Origin of the sequence: Campylobacter sp. RM12651 (assembly GCF_022369475.1) — a bacterium.
Taxonomy (GTDB): Bacteria; Campylobacterota; Campylobacteria; order Campylobacterales; family Campylobacteraceae; genus Campylobacter_E.
In genome coordinates this window covers 991,672-1,007,925 of record NZ_CP059600.1, presented here as the reverse complement: position 1 = coordinate 1,007,925, position 16,254 = coordinate 991,672, and the positions used below count along the sequence as shown (strand labels likewise).

At 25.5% G+C, this 16,254-nt stretch carries 18 protein-coding genes; 9 read left to right on the top strand and 9 right to left on the bottom strand.

Annotated elements, in window-relative coordinates:
* The first annotated feature begins 2 nt into the window (after positions 1-2).
* From AVBRAN_RS04950 to AVBRAN_RS04940, 3 genes are read left to right on the top strand one after another with little or no spacing between them, the layout of a single operon-like run.
* Complete coding sequence (locus AVBRAN_RS04950) at positions 3-1,169, top strand: pyridoxal phosphate-dependent aminotransferase (protein WP_214149962.1); 1,167 nt, start codon at positions 3-5, stop codon at positions 1,167-1,169.
* Positions 1,166-1,828 carry a 7-cyano-7-deazaguanine synthase QueC gene (queC, locus tag AVBRAN_RS04945; protein ID WP_239803703.1) on the top strand — a complete coding sequence of 221 codons (663 nt, stop codon included), beginning with the start codon at positions 1,166-1,168 and terminating at the stop codon, positions 1,826-1,828. Before AVBRAN_RS04950 ends, queC begins: the two co-directional genes overlap by 4 nt.
* A 60-nt stretch (positions 1,829-1,888) precedes the next feature.
* On the top strand, positions 1,889-2,326 hold the full coding sequence (locus AVBRAN_RS04940) for a hypothetical protein (RefSeq protein ID WP_214117558.1): 438 nt from the start codon (positions 1,889-1,891) through the stop codon (positions 2,324-2,326).
* 48 nt (positions 2,327-2,374) lie between these two features.
* Here AVBRAN_RS04940 and AVBRAN_RS04935 read toward each other — a convergent pair whose 3' ends face one another.
* Genes AVBRAN_RS04935 through AVBRAN_RS04905 form a run of 7 tightly spaced genes read right to left on the bottom strand, consistent with a single transcriptional unit; the run spans position 2,375 to position 9,069 of the window.
* A complete protein-coding gene (locus tag AVBRAN_RS04935; protein ID WP_214117557.1) occupies positions 2,375-2,746 on the bottom strand; it encodes a flagellar basal body-associated FliL family protein in 372 nt (123 codons plus the stop codon).
* Positions 2,743-4,029 carry a DEAD/DEAH box helicase gene (locus AVBRAN_RS04930; protein ID WP_214117556.1) on the bottom strand — a complete coding sequence of 429 codons (1,287 nt, stop codon included), beginning with the start codon at positions 4,027-4,029 and terminating at the stop codon, positions 2,743-2,745. The genes AVBRAN_RS04935 and AVBRAN_RS04930 overlap by 4 nt, the downstream gene beginning before the upstream one ends.
* Positions 4,016-4,405 carry a hypothetical protein gene (locus AVBRAN_RS04925; RefSeq protein WP_214117555.1) on the bottom strand — a complete coding sequence of 130 codons (390 nt, stop codon included), beginning with the start codon at positions 4,403-4,405 and terminating at the stop codon, positions 4,016-4,018. The genes AVBRAN_RS04930 and AVBRAN_RS04925 overlap by 14 nt, the downstream gene beginning before the upstream one ends.
* Positions 4,406-4,419: 14 nt before the next feature.
* The gene (locus AVBRAN_RS04920; RefSeq protein WP_239803702.1) at positions 4,420-5,589 is read right to left on the bottom strand and encodes an ABC transporter permease; all 1,170 of its coding nucleotides are present in this window, start codon (positions 5,587-5,589) and stop codon (positions 4,420-4,422) included.
* Positions 5,586-6,749, bottom strand: coding sequence for a hypothetical protein (locus AVBRAN_RS04915; protein WP_239803701.1), 1,164 nt, complete (start codon positions 6,747-6,749; stop codon positions 5,586-5,588). The genes AVBRAN_RS04920 and AVBRAN_RS04915 overlap by 4 nt, the downstream gene beginning before the upstream one ends.
* Before the next feature lie 51 nt (positions 6,750-6,800).
* Complete coding sequence (gene uvrC, locus AVBRAN_RS04910; RefSeq protein ID WP_239803700.1) at positions 6,801-8,573, bottom strand: excinuclease ABC subunit UvrC; 1,773 nt, start codon at positions 8,571-8,573, stop codon at positions 6,801-6,803.
* Positions 8,542-9,069, bottom strand: a complete 528-nt coding sequence (locus AVBRAN_RS04905) for a hypothetical protein (protein ID WP_214117551.1) — start codon at positions 9,067-9,069, stop codon at positions 8,542-8,544. The genes uvrC and AVBRAN_RS04905 overlap by 32 nt, the downstream gene beginning before the upstream one ends.
* A gap of 147 nt (positions 9,070-9,216) precedes the next feature.
* Here AVBRAN_RS04905 and nhaD point away from each other — a divergent pair, with 147 nt between their 5' ends.
* From nhaD to AVBRAN_RS04880, 5 genes are all read left to right on the top strand, one after another.
* Positions 9,217-10,512, top strand: a complete 1,296-nt coding sequence (gene nhaD, locus AVBRAN_RS04900; RefSeq protein ID WP_214117550.1) for a sodium:proton antiporter NhaD — start codon at positions 9,217-9,219, stop codon at positions 10,510-10,512.
* 12 nt (positions 10,513-10,524) lie between these two features.
* Entirely contained in the window at positions 10,525-12,060 is a 1,536-nt protein-coding gene (gene guaA / locus AVBRAN_RS04895) for a glutamine-hydrolyzing GMP synthase (RefSeq protein WP_214117549.1), read from the top strand.
* 200 nt (positions 12,061-12,260) lie between these two features.
* A complete protein-coding gene (locus tag AVBRAN_RS04890) occupies positions 12,261-12,884 on the top strand; it encodes a hypothetical protein (RefSeq protein WP_239803699.1) in 624 nt (207 codons plus the stop codon).
* Positions 12,885-12,899: 15 nt separating this feature from the next.
* Positions 12,900-13,379: a hypothetical protein gene (locus AVBRAN_RS04885; RefSeq protein ID WP_239803698.1), complete on the top strand. Its 480-nt coding sequence runs from the start codon at positions 12,900-12,902 to the stop codon at positions 13,377-13,379.
* A 147-nt stretch (positions 13,380-13,526) separates the two neighbouring features.
* Positions 13,527-14,279, top strand: a complete 753-nt coding sequence (locus AVBRAN_RS04880; RefSeq protein ID WP_239803697.1) for a hypothetical protein — start codon at positions 13,527-13,529, stop codon at positions 14,277-14,279.
* Between the two features lie 27 nt (positions 14,280-14,306).
* Here the strand turns inward: AVBRAN_RS04880 and AVBRAN_RS04875 are convergent, their stop codons facing one another.
* Both AVBRAN_RS04875 and AVBRAN_RS04870 read right to left on the bottom strand, forming a co-directional pair.
* Complete coding sequence (locus AVBRAN_RS04875) at positions 14,307-14,840, bottom strand: hypothetical protein (RefSeq protein ID WP_239803696.1); 534 nt, start codon at positions 14,838-14,840, stop codon at positions 14,307-14,309.
* Positions 14,841-14,896: 56 nt separating this feature from the next.
* The gene (locus tag AVBRAN_RS04870) at positions 14,897-15,538 is read right to left on the bottom strand and encodes a thioredoxin domain-containing protein (RefSeq protein ID WP_214117544.1); all 642 of its coding nucleotides are present in this window, start codon (positions 15,536-15,538) and stop codon (positions 14,897-14,899) included.
* Positions 15,539-15,662: 124 nt separating this feature from the next.
* On the opposite strand from AVBRAN_RS04870, the gene AVBRAN_RS04865 reads away from it, so the two are divergent.
* On the top strand, positions 15,663-16,232 hold the full coding sequence (locus AVBRAN_RS04865) for a hypothetical protein (protein WP_214120465.1): 570 nt from the start codon (positions 15,663-15,665) through the stop codon (positions 16,230-16,232).
* Positions 16,233-16,254 lie beyond the last annotated feature (22 nt).

Sequence of the window (16,254 nt, the reverse complement as noted above, 5' to 3'; positions counted from 1 at the left end):
ATATGCAATTTTCAGAAAAAATTAAAGGTTTGGAAGAATCAATAACTTTAGCAATTACAGCTAAGGCAAAATTACTAAAAGAACAAGGCGTAAGAGTTATTAGTTTTAGTGCAGGAGAGCCTGACTTTGATACTCCGCAAGTTGTAAAAAATGCAGCTATTAAAGCGATAAATGATGGATGCGGAAAATACACTCCAGTATCTGGAACTACTGAAGTTTTAAAAGCAATTTGCACTAAGCTTAAAAAAGACCATAATTTAGATTATGAGACAAGTGAAGTAATAGCAAATGTTGGTGCTAAACATAGTTTATTTAATGCAATTCAAGCACTTGTTTGTGATGGTGATGAAGTAATAATCCCAGCTCCTTATTGGGTAACTTATCCAGAGCAAGTTAAGTATTCAGGTGGAGTTCCTGTGATTGTAACTCCTAAAAAAGATTTTAAAATCAGTGCTGATGAATTAAAAGCTGCAATTACACCTAAGACGAAAATATTAATATTAAATAATCCTAGTAATCCTAGCGGAGCTTTATATTCAAAAGATGAATTAATGGCATTAGCTAAAGTTTTAGAAGGCACTAGTATTGTTGTATTAGCTGATGAAATGTATGAAAAATTAGTTTATGATGGAGAATTTGTAGCGTTTGCAAGTTTAAGCGAAGATGCACTAAAACGCACGGTTACAATAAATGGACTTAGCAAATGTGCTGCAATGCCAGGATATAGATTTGGTTATAGTGCTAGTAAAAATAAAGAATTGAATAAATTAATGAAAAATCTTCAAGGTCAATGCACAAGTAATATTTGTAGTATAACTCAAGCTGCTGCAGTTCCTGCTTTAGTTGGAGAGATTGATAAAGATATTGAGATGATGAAAAAAGAATTCAAAAAAAGAAGAGATAAAGCTTGTGAAATGATTAATAGTATTAATGGGCTTAAATTAAGCGTAAAACCTAGCGGGGCGTTTTATTTATTTATTGATTGCTCTAGTATTAATCCTGATGATGTTGAGTTTTGTGCTAAGCTTTTAGATGATAAAAAAGTAGCTTGTGTGCCAGGAAGTGGATTTGGCATGAGTGGGTATTTTAGAATTTCTTATGCAACTTCAATGGAAAATATCATAGAAGGTATAGAAAAAATCGCAGAATTTGTAAAGGAATATAAGTGAGTAAAATCGCTATAAGTATTTTAAGTGGAGGGCTAGATAGCTGCGTTAGCACTGCTTGTGCTATAAATGAAGGCTATAAAGTAATAGCCCTTCATTTTAATTATAGTCAAAGAACAGAGCAAAGAGAATTGCAAGCTTTTAATGAAATTTGCAAGTTTTATAATATAGAAAAATTAGTTGTGGATATGGATTTTTTCAAACAAATTGGTGGCTCTAGTTTAACTGATATGAGTTTAGAAATTCCAAAAGATGAATTAGGTAAAAATGGTAAATTACCAAATACTTATGTGCCTTTTAGAAATGGGATTTTTTATAGTATTGCTGCTGCTGTTGCACAAAGATTTAATGCTAGTGCGATTTATACGGGTTTAGTTAGTGAGGATTCTAGCAATTATCCTGATACTACTTTAGATTTCGTTGAAAAAACCACTTCGTTTATAAAAGAAGGTAGTGGAGAAGATATTAAAATAATTACTCCTTTAATCAAGCTAAAAAAATCAGAAATAGTAAAACTTGGAATGAGCCTAAAAGCACCTTTAGAGCTTAGTTATAGTTGTTATGATAGTAATGATTTAGCTTGTGGTAAATGTGAATCTTGCCAATTAAGACTAAAAGGCTTTAGCGAAGCTGGATTTAATGATTTGATAAAATATCAGTAAGATAAGATTTAAAATAAGAATTTAAAATTCTTATTTTAAATTCTATTAAAAGGAAAAATTATGCTAAAGGTTATTTCTAAGATTGATGGATATATCATTTCTTATATGTCTTTTTTGATGTTTTTTAAATATTTGTCTGATTATATTGCTTCAAATGTTTCAATTCAAATTCTTTTATCATTTGTGTTTATGTATTTAATCAAACTAGCCTATCAACAATTTTTAAAAATAGAATATAAAAATATACAAAATAAAAATCAGATTTTTTCTATGTTTAAAATAGGCTTATTGCCAGCTATTTTATTATATTTTTTATGTGTGGATTTTTACGAAGCTTTTTTTACTAATTATATGAGCTTTTTGTTTATTAAATTTCCTATTGTTTTTTTAAATTCTTTTTTAAATATTTTATTTTTCGTAATTTTAATAATTATTTTAGCTTTTGTTTTGGGTTATATTAAATACTCTCAAGATAAAGATTTAGCTAATAATTTATGATAATAATTTTAAATAAGTTCTAAAATTTATGAACTTATTTATTAATTTTTATATTAAATTTGCGTCTTTTAATATCTCTTTTATCGCTTCTGCACTATCTTTGCTTTTTAGATTTATGATTAATATATCATCAATATTTACAGAGTATTTTTTACCTGCGTATTTTATTATGGTTTTTTTGAGATTTTCCTTACCAAGTTCTGTAAATAAATCTTCGTAATAATAGCTAGAAATCACCATATTAATACTATCTTGTATATAATCATTTTCGTTATTAACATTATCTCCTATGATTTTTAAACTTAAAGTAATTTTTTTAAGCCCGTTTGATTTTGAATACAAATCGGTCTCAAAATTATTAATTTCTATACTATTTGCAAATGCAAAAATACTAAAAAATATTAGCATTATTTTTTTCATAATTGTTCCTTATCGCAAAATTGATAAAATGTCTTTACCACTTGATTTGTCTTTGCCTTTAGTCTAAACAAATTCTCATACGATTTATCACTTCCATTAAAAATAATTTTAAAATTATTAGGATTTGAACTTCTTGATAATGCAACATATAGCTGACCTTGTGCAAAAATCCTATCACATTTGCAAATTAACTTATCAATACTCATTCCTTGACTTTTATGTATAGTAATAGCATATGATAATTTTAGTGGGAATGCTTTTAATATAGCATCAGGCTTGGTATCAACCAAATTAGGATTAACCCTATAGCTAGCTGCTATTTCAGGGTCATTAAAGTATAAAAATTCTTTAGGATAAACTGAATAAATCATTCTATTAGATTTAATCTTTAGTTCCTGCTCACTTTTATCCCACGCAATTATTTCTCCTTGCATTCCATTATAATAATTATCAGAATTATAAGTAAAAATAACTTTAGCTCCAATTTTAAAAATAAATTCTTCTTCAATTGGTTGAGCTTTTAGCCATTGTTTAAATTCTTTTTCTTGTTCTTCATTTAATTCTGTATTTTTTTTAATACTTGAGTTAAAAACATATTCTTCATCATCAATTTTTTTAAGTTTAGCATTATTTATATTTTTTGCTTCTTCATTGGTGCCACAAATAATTGTATAATCATCATAATTATTTATATCATCTTGAATTTTATACTTTTTAAAATACTCTATGCAAGTATTAGTTATATTGCCAATCCTAATACTTCTTAGATTTTCATAAAATTCCTTATCTTCCATTCTGTGCTGGGTAATTAACTCAATCACCTTAAAATTACATTCATTCCAATATTTAGAGCAAAAAGCATAATTTCCATCGGATTTTACAGGTTCGAGTTGATAAAAATCTCCAACTATTAGTAATTTTATATTGCTATAACCAAAAAGCCTTGAATAAATCATATCAAAAACATCACTACTAATCATTGAAATTTCATCTATTATTATTAAATCTATATTTGATAAAGACTTATTTAAAGCCATTAAATCATCTTTACTTGTTTTTAGCTCATTAATGTTTTTAGCTAGGCGTAATTTAAAAAATCTATGAACAGTGTCTCCACCAATATTAATAGCAGCAAGTGCAGTGCTTGCTAAGACTATGGTTTTAAAAGCTTCACTTTTTATGATTTTTTCTATGGTGTAGGATTTTCCAACTCCTGCACCACCTGTTAAAAATACATTTCTTCCTTGCTTTAATAAATCAATGATATGTTTAATTTGATTCATCTAAGATATTTACTTTATAGTTTTTAGTAGTAAGATTATTTAATCTTAACATTAAATCATCAAAATTATCTCCATCATAAGGATAAAAAGCTACACAATCTCTTGCTTTAGTATTTAAAAAATCATATATTTCATTACTTATTATTTGTGTTTTTTCTTTACTTGTTCCAGAAAATAATATTATTATTCCACTATCTAGTTCAAATACACAATCAGTTTTTCTTAAAATACTAGCAATTACTTTTCTATGCTCTTCATCAGGGCTTTTGATATAAGTAAGACAAAATTCAAAATCTATATCATAAAAATACCTATAAATATTAGCAGTAAAAAATTCTACAACTTTTCTCATATCTTCTTTTTTAAACATTTGCATAACACAACTCCTTTTTATTCATTTCTTAAAGTTTTTAATACATCAATTTTACTTGCTTTATATGCTGGATAAAGTGATGATAACACTACTATTAAACTAGCACCTAAAATAATAAAACAAAAATCACTTATACTTAAATTAATAGGTAATTTTGAACTACCATAAACATCAGCTGGTAAAGAAATAATATCAAAAGTATCTAAAAACCAAAGTCCAAAAAATCCTAATAAACAACCAAAAATAATTCCGATAAATCCTATAAAACAACCAATGGTAAAAAATGATTTTTGTATTTCGCTTTTGCTTGTTCCTAACGCTAAAAGTAGGGCTATTTCATTTCTTCTATTTAAAACTATCATAAATAAAGAAGTAATTATATTTAAACTAGCAATAATTACTATCATCATTAAAATAAAAAATAATGCTTTTTTTTCTAAGTCAATTGCACTTAAAATATTGCCGTTTTGCTCCCACCAGCCAACTAAAAAATAATTATTTTTGTATTTTTCATTTAATTTTTTAATTTCTTCTTTAGGATTTGCAGTATCTATGTGAATGCCTGTAATCTCATTATTTTTTAATACCTTTTGTAAATCTTTAATATCTACATATACATATGATGAATCATAAGCATTTAGACCTGAATGAAAAGTATTATTTACATAAAAACTTTTTATATTAGGTGTAATACTAAAAGCATTTGCATTAAGATTTGTAAAAATTATATGTATTTTATCTTCTTTATTAACTTCTAATCTTGAAGCTAGTAAATTGCCTAAAATTGCAGGAAATTTCAAATTAGAATTTAAATAATAATCTTTAAAAATTTTATTTACTTCTTTTTCTTTTTCAAAATCAATCCCAAAAATTATAGCACCTCTCATTTCATTACCATATTTAATAGCAGCTTGTGTTTGAATAAAAGGACTAATTTTATAATCTTTACTTAATTCATTTATTAATTCTTCATCAATTAATGTGGTTTTAGGATATAAAGTAATTGGATAATTCATAGTAAGTAATTTATCAATAAAGCTTTTATTCATTCCATTCATTACTGCCATAGTTATTATTAAAACACAAACTCCTAAAGCTACTCCGATAAAAGCAAGTAGCTTAGTAATCATAATAAATGGCATTGATTTATCAAATCTTAGGTATTTAAAAAGCAAGTATCTAATCATAAATATTTCTTCATTACTTCTGCAATTTGTGTTTCTGTAGCATCTTTAATAATCAAATCTGCAAAATCTAAATTCTTTTTAGCGTGTTTATTGCCTAAAAATAACATTATAAAAGTATTTGGATTTTCGCTTTTTACTTGATTAATATTGCTAACTAAACTTTCATAATCAAATAAAATAGCCTCATATCCAATGGCAATGATTTTATAATTATTTTTTAGTTCATCTTTAAATGAACTTATACTATCTACTTTTTTATTCAATTTTGCGTGTTTATTTGCGATATGATATAAATAATCACTTTGCATATCAGAACTAAGCAATATTAATACATCGTTTTGATAATTTGTTGTATTCATATCACTCTTATAATCATTTAGCATTGTTACTAAAATATTTTTTAATTTATTTTTATTAAAAGGTCTTTTTAAAAAACTATCTTTATTGCAATTTTCACTTAAAATAATTGTATTTTTTTCTTTATAATTAAAATTTTCATCAGCTATAACGCAGGCATAATTTGAAAAATCATTAATTTTTGTATAAAAATCAACACTAATTCCGTATTGATTTAGTAATGTTTCTAGCAAAAAGTTTTCTAATAAATCATTATTTAAAATAGCTATTTTTGCACCTGCAAAATTAGGATTTAACTCATTATCAAAATTATCATAATTAGTTTCGTATGTAATTGTAGTTTTTGTTAAAGAGTATATATTTTGAATATTATCTTCATTATGCTTTTCTATTAATTCCTTAATTTGATTTAAATTCTTGTCATTTGTATAAGATAACACGGCATTTATATTCTTTAATTGTTTAGCATTATCAATTAAATGCTTATGTAAAAATTCGTTGTGATTTTGCAAAGCCATCATTTTTTGTTTGATTTTACCAACCTCATCAACGATTAATCTTAAATTCTTATTCAAATCTAAGTTATCGCTATTAGCACCTAAACTTTTTAAAATTTCTTTTAAAATATTTATTTTTTGGTTAGCACTTTTTTTTCTAATTAATGCAGCCATAAAACTAACAGCATTAAATATCAAAATTATTGCTAGAATAATTGTAAAAATTGTTTGATTTAATAGGTTTTCTATAAATAAACTTGCTATTAAAATAGCACATAATAATATATTAAACAAGCTTGGGAACACAACAATCCTTTATATAATTTAGAGCATAATTATGTCTATTAAATTAAATGATTACTTAATAATTTGGCTAATTTTCGTTGCTACATTTTTATTTGTTACTTTTGCTATTTCATCATAACTTGCATTGTATATATTTTCATAATTTTCAAAGTATTTTAATAATTTTACGATACTAGCTTTTGAAATTCCAATTTGCTCTAATTTTGATGATTTTATATCTTGTTTTCTTTTTGCATTTTGATGACAAGTAATTGCAAATCTATGTGCTTCATCTCTTAGTTTTTGAATAAATTGCAATATTTCATCACTTGTTTTAAGATTAAATTCCTTATCCTTAAAATGTATTTTATCCCTAGCAGCACCTTTTGCTCTATGTGCTAAATGATTTAATTTTTCTTTGGAAATTGCAATTACATCTAAATTGATTTCATTTTGAGCTAAAAGCTCGTTTGCTAAATCTAATAAAGCCTTTCCACCATCTATAATCCACAAATCAGGACAGGCTGATTTATCAAAAGAATTTATCCTTCTAGTAAGCATTTCTCTCATTTGTTCATAATCGTTATTGCTAGTAAGATTAAATCTTTTATAATTATTTTTATTAAAACTATTAGAAAACACATCATAACTAATTAAAGCTCCAATTATTGCTTGACCTTGAAAATGTGAATTATCAAACACTTCAATATTATAAGGAGTATTGCTAAGATTAAAAAAGCTTTTTAGTTTATTTGCTATATTATTTTCAGTCTTTTCAAGATTTATTAAAGCATTGTTTTTAGCTAATTGAATTAGTTTTTTTATCTCCAAAGTTTTTGCGATTTTTATATTTACTTTATGATTTGCAAGATTGCTTAAGTATTCTTCTAAGAGTTCTATATTTTCATTGTGATTTTCTATATAAATATTGTTTGGAATTATTCCTTCTTTATAGTTTGCTAGTATTAATTGGGTTAAAAAATCACCTTCTTTATTAGATATTTTTTCATTTATTACGCTTATTACTTTTCCGTGATTTATCACCAATCTAGTGCTTGATAAGAATTCGTTATTATTGGTTATTGCAAATACATCAAAACTAACATCTTTTGCCAAATCCACTTCAATTTCTTGATTTAAATTCTTTATATGATTTATCATATCTCTTATTTTTGCCGCTTCTTCGTAGTTTTCATTATCAGCGTATCTAAACATTTTTTCATTTAAAGTTTGTAGCATTTGTTTTGGATTTTTAAGAGCTTGTAAGGCTTGCTTTAAGATATTTTCATATTCATCTTTAACACTAAACTCACAAGGAGCTAAACATCTTGACATATCATAAAATATACATCTTTTTTTACAGCTTTTCATTTGTCTTAATGGATAACATAAATACAATGCTTCTAACAAATCCTTAGCCCCACTAGCATAAGGCCCATAATATTTAGTCAGTGGGTCTTTTTTAACCTTTCTAGTTATCTCAAATCTTGGATAAGTCTCTTTTAAATCACAGCAAATATATGGATAAGTCTTATCATCTCTTAATAAAATATTATATTTTGGTCGCATTTGTTTAATTAATGAATTTTCTAAAATCAGTGCGTCTAATTCACTATTTGTAGCGGTATATTCTAAATTATTTGCTTCTTCAATTAATTTTATAATTCTAGGAGAGTTTTTAGGATTTGCTCTAAGGCTTGGAGTAAAGGCAAAATAGCTTTTAACTCTTTTTTTTAAATCTTTTGCTTTACCTACATAAAGCAAGGTATTATTATGATAATATCTATAAACTCCAGAAGAATTTGGTAATGATTTAATTTTGTCTAAGAGATTTGATTTTTGCATTTGTTTTTTTGATACTTTCTTTTAGATTATTTATTAATATTTTTTGCTCTTCATATATCGCTAGATTTTGAAAATTCTCACACATTAAATCTTTTAAAAATATTTTTGGTTGTTTTGATTTTTCATAATCAATATATGCTTTTAAAATAGCATTAGAATTAATTATAATTTCTTCTTCAAATAGATTTAAAATAGCAGCGTCTTTTGGATTAATTCTTTTATATATTTTAATATGTTCTTTTAATGTTTTTATAGTTGAATCATTTCTTAAGTCTTGTGCTAAAGTCGGATGATAAACTCTAATTCTAAAGCAATTTTTGTTATATTTTTTAAATACATCACAAACTACACCTTTTTGAGTTAATTTATATTTAAGGTCAGGTGGCATACTTAAAATAAATAATTTTAATTGCTTATTAATCTTTAAAAATAAAAGGTTTTTATTATGAGAAGAAAGAATATTATGAATATTTTCAATGTTTTTAAATTCCACCATATTGTTTTACTTGCTGCCTTGTTGTTTTCTGCTTGTGGGTATAAAAGCGACCCAAGTTATTATAATAACAAGTCAACGCAAACGCAAAAATTACCCTTTGTTGAATTAGAGTAAATAATATCTATCATTTTTTTAAAAGGAGCTTTTATGGAAATTACATTTTCATGGGCAGGAATTTTATGTTTAGTGATATTTATCATCGGTTACTATTTTATCGCAGCTGAAGATAAATATCATATAAACAAAACAAAACCTGCAATATTTATTGGAACTTTAATGTTTATTATTTTAGGGCTTTATTTGTGTCTAAATGGAAAAAGCACAGAGCCATTAGAGCATGAAGTAAAGGATTTAATAGAAGAGATTGCTGAAATAGTGTTTTTCTTAATGGTTGCTATGACTTATATTGAAGCTTTAATTGAGCGTAATGTGTTTAATACCTTAAAATATAAGCTTGTAACAAAGGGATATACTTATAGAAAATTATTTTGGCTAACTGGGCTTTTAGCATTTTTCATATCTCCTGTTGCTGATAATTTAACTACAGCTTTAATTCTTTCAACCGTTTTACTTACAATTGACAATCAAAAAAAGGAATTTTTAGTTCCTGGTGCTATAAATATAGTTGTAGCTGCAAATGCAGGTGGAGCTTGGAGTCCTTTTGGAGATATTACAACTCTTATGGTTTGGACTGCTGGTAAAAGTCCTTTTATAGACTTTTTCGCATTATTTCCTGCTAGTTTCCTTGGTTGGTGGCTTACTGCGTTTTTATTAAGCAAATTCGTTCCAAATGTAAAACCTAATTTTGATGAAAAATCTTTAAAAGTTGAGCGTATAAAAGATGGTGGAAAAATCATTATTTTCTTAGGTGCTTTAACAATTTTTAGTGCAGTTTTAATGCACTCATTATTTGGCTTACCTGCTATGTGGGGAATGATGTTTGGCTTATCACTTTTAAGTCTTTATACTTATAGATTTAATGTCGCTCGTGGCAAAAAAGATATAAATATATTTTCATATATGACTAAAATTGAAATGGATACATTGTTGTTTTTCTTCGGTATTTTAGCCGCTGTTGGAGCACTTCATTTTGCAGGTTGGCTAGCTTATGCTTCAAGATTATATGATTTTGCTGGAGTTATGAGCACAAATATTGGAGTTGGATTTTTAAGTGCGGTAGTTGATAATGTGCCTGTAATGAGTGCGGTTTTAAAAGCAAATCCAAATATGAATATAGATGATTGGCTTTTAGTAACCTTAACGGCTGGAATAGGTGGCTCATTAATTAGTTTTGGTTCTGCTGCTGGGGTTGGAGTAATGGGAAAAATGCGTGGAATTTATACCTTTGGCTCTCATATGAAATATGCTTGGACTGTTTTATTAGGTTATGTTCTAAGTGTTATTGTTTGGTGGTTACAATTTGAATATTTTGATTTATATTAGGAAAGGAAATTAATGGAAAAAGCAGATATTTTAGTGCTTGACTTTGGGTCGCAATATACCCAACTTATTGCTAGAAGACTTAGAGAGCAAGGAGTTTATACACTTATTTTACCATTTAACATTAGTGCGAATGATATTAAAAATTATGAGCCTAAAGGTATTATTTTAAGTGGTGGTCCTGCTAGTGTTTATGCAAATGATGCTTATTTTTGCGATAAAGAAATTTTTGATTTAGGTTTGCCGATTTTAGGGATTTGTTATGGAATGCAGTTAATGGCTCATCATTTTGGAGCAGTTGTTGCACCTGCAGGACATAAAGAATATGGTAAAGCTAAAATTAGCATTCAAGAAGATAGTTGTTTATTTAAAAACTTACCTAAATCTCAAGTGGTTTGGATGAGCCATTCTGATAAGGTTGAGAATTTACCAGCAGGATTTAAAACTATTGCTGTTAGTGATAATAGTCCATTTTGTGTATATGGTAATGATGAGAAAAAAATGTATGCCTTACAATTTCATCCTGAAGTTCAACATAGTGAATTTGGTAAAAATATTCTTAAAAACTTTGCAAAATATGTTTGCAATTGCGAAAGCGTTTGGAATATGGGTTCATTTGCTAAGACACAAATTGAAAAAATTAAAGAGCAAGTTGGAGATAAAAAGGTTCTTTGTGCAATTAGTGGTGGTGTAGATAGTAGCGTTGTGGCTGCATTGCTTGCTAGTGCTATTAAAGAACAAACTATTTTAGTTTTTGTTGATACTGGATTGCTTAGAAAAAATGAAAAAGAGCAAGTAGAAAGTATGCTTAAATTAAAATTCGGAATAGAATTAAATACTATTGATGCAAGAGAAATTTTCTTAAAAAAATTAAAAGGTGTAACAGACCCAGAAACTAAGCGTAAAATTATCGGAAATACCTTTATTGAAATATTTGAAGATTTTGCAAAAAAACAAGAAGGTGTTGAATTTTTAGCTCAAGGCACTTTATATACTGATATTATTGAAAGTAGCGTTGTAGGTAGCTCAAAAACAATTAAGAGCCATCACAATGTAGGTGGCTTACCTGAAAAGATGAATTTAAAATTAGTTGAACCTTTAAAAGAAATATTTAAAGACGAAGTAAGATTGCTTGGACTTGAATTAGGTCTTACTAAAGACTTAGTATATCGCCATCCTTTCCCAGGTCCAGGACTTGCAATTAGAATTATGGGTGAAGTAAATGAAGAAAGCCTAAATATCTTAAAAGAAGCTGATGATATTTTCATTCAAGAGCTTAAAGCAAATGGTTATTATGATAAAACTTGGCAAGCATTTTGCGTATTGTTAAATGTAAGAAGCGTTGGAGTAATGGGTGATAATAGAACCTATGATAATGCAATAGCTTTAAGAGCAGTTGATGCAAGTGATGGTATGACAGCTACATTTTCTCATTTACCTTATGAATTATTAGAGAATGTAAGTAGAAGAATTATAAACGAAGTTAATGGAATTAATAGAGTAGTTTATGATATTTCTAGTAAGCCACCTGCAACTATAGAATGGGAATAAAATTCCAAATAACTCTAGCTTAATTAATACCTAAGCTAGGGTTAATAAAACTCTTTTAAAAACATTTAAATTCTTTTATAAAAATATCAAGCTTTTTAATGAGAAGATTTTAATATAAAATAAATTATATTAATAAAAATTAGAATTTTAATTGTATTTTATGTATTTTAAATACTATTCAAACAAAAAAAGGTAAAACTATGAAATGTATTGGTAAAATTTTTAATATTTTAAAACTTATCATAGGTATTTTGAAAAATATTTTTCTTGCTTTATTTATAATTTTTTTTATACATCTTGTATCTTTAATTTATATCAATGTTTGTAATGATATATTATTGCTTTGCACGATAGTTTTTGCTTTTCTTTATTTGTTAATGTCAATGATTATAAGAGATTATAAACCTTCTAAAAAAGTTTTATATATTTTTATTACTTTATCAACTTTGCTAATAATTTCACAATTTTATATAACACATATAAAAGAACCAAATGAATTAATAAAAATGATTATAAGTTCTAATAAAGGGTATTTTACAGATGGAAAGAAAGGCGGATATATCTATGTGATAAAAAATGATTTAGATTTATTTGATTATGTTAATACAAAAATAAGAGATAATACTAAAAAATATTTTGAGGATAGTGGATTTAAACAAATTAAATTTAAAAATAATGTTTATTCTTGCAAGAAGATTATAAAAGGTCAATATTATGATATAACATTCGTTAGTAATGAAACAGACAATGGTATTGTGATGAAAGATATTGTAATAAGATACGAGCCATTTCTTGGAATAGAATATATACAAGATTTATTTTAATAAAAAAGGAAAGTAATGAAAAACTATATTAATATGCTAATATCTTGGGTTATTATTAATTTAAATAGCAAGGATAAGGCTTTAATAGATTTTGATTATTTTAAAGCTATGTTTTTTCCATTTTCTTATTTGAAGATTAGTATTTATAGATTTTTATTATTCTTGTTTTATTTATCACTTTATTATTCTGTTGATTTAGGGCTTTTAACTAAAGCATTTTCACATAACTCAAATGATAGCTATATATTTTTCAACATAATTTTTACAATTATTCATTTTTTCATTTTACCTTATATGTGGTTGTTTGCTAGTTTTAAAAATAAAATTTCACATGAAATCAATATAGAATATGCGTATATAAGTTTGATTTTTATTGTTGCATTATTGTATCTTTTTTATAATATTTTTCCTAGTTTTAGCTTATTAGTTATATCTTTAATAATACATATTGTGTGTTATTTTTTTAGAGTTAAGACAATTTATTTATTTTTTTAACTATTGCTATTTTTATTACTTACTATCAACAATTTTATAAAATATTTTCAGAAGAAGTTATTTTAAATATTAATTTGTTTTATATGTATTTAGCTCTTGCAATAAATTATATTTACAATAAAATTATTTCAAAACTAAAATAATATAATGCGAGAATATATGACTTTTAAAAATGATTTTATTGTATTTATAAAAAATATACTTTTTTATCTAGCTTGGTTTTTCTTTTTCGTAGCTTTAGCTTTGTTTTATTTAATCAATATAAATCCATTGAGTTTTAATAATCACTTGGATTTTATAATTTATTTGATAATTTTAAGCCTATCTTTTATGCTTTATTATATAATTTCTAAAAGATTAAAAAACTTTGAAATATATTTAAAAGATAGATTTTTTAGTGTTTTAAAATATTTTTCATTTAATATAATGTTTATTGCCTTAGCTAATGCTTTATTTAATCTTTATGTAAAAAATGATTTTATTTTAGACATTATTTATGCGATTTTATTTTTCATAATTTATAAATTAGTTGGTAAAAATACAATTAAATACCAAGCACTTGTTTTAGCTATCTTGCTAGTATTTTGCGCCTATAAATATTATGATTATTTTTTAAAACAGCCAAATGAACTTGTAATGCAGATTATAAAGGCTAAAACGATTAATTTTGATGATTATTTTTTAGTAGATGATATTAATTTAATCAATGCACTTAATAAAAATATAAAGGATAAAAGCTCTTATGAAGTTTATGAATATTTTAAAGAATTTAAAATGCTAAGGTGTTATAAAAATGCTAATATTTGTTATAAAAATGTAGTGTTTGGTAAGACTATTTTCATAGCTTTAATTTATAAAGATAAAGTAATCCAAGAAATTCATTATAAGGTATATAAGTAGGATTTGCTTATTTTGTGTAAAGTAGATTTATTTTCTATCTGCTTTATAATATATTTTATTTATTTGATTATCTTGCAATTTTATTGCTATATCAACTGGGTTGTTATAAATAGTATCTTGAAAATACAGCATATTATTTTTCTCATTTTTTCTAAATCCATATTTTTTTAGATATTTAAGAATTTCATCATTGTTTTTATCTAGTAATACAGCGTTGAGTTCTTTTGTAGTAACTTCATTTATTATGCAATATCTTTGATTTTCTAGGCAAGTTTTATTAGCATTTATGATTTTTACTATTAAGTCATTTGGCTCTTTTATAAAAAATTCATAGTATTTATAAGCAGATACTAAAGCTAAAATTATTAAAAAGTATTTATTAAATTTAATCTCATCTAATCTCTTTTTAATACTTCCATAAATAGCAGAAAGCAAAATTGCAGATATAAAATAATAAGCAAAATTAAAGCCCATAAAAAGTTCAATCAAGCCAACAACTACGCATAACCAAGATAAATAATAAGATAAATATTGTAAGAGTTTTATAATTTTATGCAACATTTCACTACTTCATAATACAAGTATTAGAAATATTTAGGATTTACCTAAGTAAATCCTTATTTTTTAGATAGTTCGTTTATCATATCTATAAGCATTTGTGGAGATTTTGCATAAGCTAAATTGATTACATATTTTCCATTTACAATAAAAGTTGGAGTTCCGTAAGTATTAGCAATTTCATTTGCAATATCAGTTGAGCTTAACAAATATTTTCCTTCAGGGCTTTGCAAGAAACTTTCTAATTTTTTCTTTGAAATTCCAAGAATACTTAGACCAGATTTATAAAATTCATCAGGATTATTATTCCAAGTTGATTTATTTTTAAACATTTCAACAAAATAAACGCTACTAATTTTATCATATAGGCTATTTTTATCAATCAAGCTAATTTTATTTTTTTCATCTTGATAATGTGCGTATGCAAGTAAATTAGCCATTTCTTGACCAAATTTTCCCCAAGTTTTTACCATCATTAATCTAATATCTAAATCTTTTAATTGCTCTTTTATTAGTCCTAAAGTATTGTGATTGTGGTGTAAATAACAATGCGAACATTGATAAGACCATATTTCTGTTAAAGAATTATCAGAATTTGGGATTGGATTTTCAAGTACATTGTATTCTACACCTTCACTTAAGGCAAATAAGTTTGAACTAACAAGCAACACTAAAGCTAACTTTTTAATTTGTTTTAACATTTTTTCTCCTTAAAAAAATTGCATAAATATATAAAATTTTAATTAATAAAAATTTCTATTAGAAATGATAATGATTAACAAAATATCGTATAATAATGGTTCAATTTAAAAAAAAGGATAAAAAATGAAAAAGATATTTTCTTCAATCATCGCTACTGCGATTTTAGGCTCAAGTGCTTATGCAATTACTATTGATGAAGCTAGTGTAAAAGCTCATTTCGTTGGTTTTAAAATGGAAAAAAAATTAGGTGTTCCTGGCGTTATTGATGATGCTAAATTTGAATTTAGCAAAACAAGTGGCTCTGTTGTAGATATTTTAAACGGAACTAAAGCAAGTATGGATTTTGCTAACGAAAATACAAAAGATAAAATTCGTGAAAACAATATCCATAGAACTTATATTGCAAATTTAAAAAATAGCAAAATTGAAGCTAGTTTAAAAGATGTAAAAGGTGATGAAACAAGTGGTAGTGCTACAGGTGTAATCACATTTAATGATATTACAAAAGAAATTCCAATGACTTATAGCGTAGCTGATGGTAAATTAGTTGTAAAAGGAGTAATAAATATGAATACTGATTTTAATACAACTGAAGCATTTACAGCACTTTCAACTGATAAACAAATCTCGGCACTTCACGGAAAGAAAACTCACGAAGAAGTTGAAATTTATTTTGATGTAGATGTTAAATAATCTTTAAAGGCTAGAATACTAG

What these genes read in the sequence shown, in the direction of transcription:
- AVBRAN_RS04950 (WP_214149962.1), top strand. Translation starts at nt 3, where the DNA reads ATGCAATTTTCAGAAAAAATTAAAGGTTTGGAAGAATCAATAACTTTA.
- AVBRAN_RS04940 (WP_214117558.1), top strand. Translation starts at nt 1,889, where the DNA reads ATGCTAAAGGTTATTTCTAAGATTGATGGATATATCATTTCTTATATG.
- AVBRAN_RS04935 (WP_214117557.1), bottom strand. Translation starts at nt 2,746, where the DNA reads ATGAAAAAAATAATGCTAATATTTTTTAGTATTTTTGCATTTGCAAAT.
- AVBRAN_RS04930 (WP_214117556.1), bottom strand. Translation starts at nt 4,029, where the DNA reads ATGAATCAAATTAAACATATCATTGATTTATTAAAGCAAGGAAGAAAT.
- AVBRAN_RS04925 (WP_214117555.1), bottom strand. Translation starts at nt 4,405, where the DNA reads ATGCAAATGTTTAAAAAAGAAGATATGAGAAAAGTTGTAGAATTTTTT.
- AVBRAN_RS04920 (WP_239803702.1), bottom strand. Translation starts at nt 5,589, where the DNA reads ATGATTAGATACTTGCTTTTTAAATACCTAAGATTTGATAAATCAATG.
- uvrC (WP_239803700.1), bottom strand. Translation starts at nt 8,573, where the DNA reads ATGCAAAAATCAAATCTCTTAGACAAAATTAAATCATTACCAAATTCT.
- AVBRAN_RS04905 (WP_214117551.1), bottom strand. Translation starts at nt 9,069, where the DNA reads ATGGTGGAATTTAAAAACATTGAAAATATTCATAATATTCTTTCTTCT.
- nhaD (WP_214117550.1), top strand. Translation starts at nt 9,217, where the DNA reads ATGGAAATTACATTTTCATGGGCAGGAATTTTATGTTTAGTGATATTT.
- guaA (WP_214117549.1), top strand. Translation starts at nt 10,525, where the DNA reads ATGGAAAAAGCAGATATTTTAGTGCTTGACTTTGGGTCGCAATATACC.
- AVBRAN_RS04890 (WP_239803699.1), top strand. Translation starts at nt 12,261, where the DNA reads ATGAAATGTATTGGTAAAATTTTTAATATTTTAAAACTTATCATAGGT.
- AVBRAN_RS04885 (WP_239803698.1), top strand. Translation starts at nt 12,900, where the DNA reads ATGAAAAACTATATTAATATGCTAATATCTTGGGTTATTATTAATTTA.
- AVBRAN_RS04880 (WP_239803697.1), top strand. Translation starts at nt 13,527, where the DNA reads ATGCGAGAATATATGACTTTTAAAAATGATTTTATTGTATTTATAAAA.
- AVBRAN_RS04875 (WP_239803696.1), bottom strand. Translation starts at nt 14,840, where the DNA reads ATGTTGCATAAAATTATAAAACTCTTACAATATTTATCTTATTATTTA.
- AVBRAN_RS04870 (WP_214117544.1), bottom strand. Translation starts at nt 15,538, where the DNA reads ATGTTAAAACAAATTAAAAAGTTAGCTTTAGTGTTGCTTGTTAGTTCA.
- AVBRAN_RS04865 (WP_214120465.1), top strand. Translation starts at nt 15,663, where the DNA reads ATGAAAAAGATATTTTCTTCAATCATCGCTACTGCGATTTTAGGCTCA.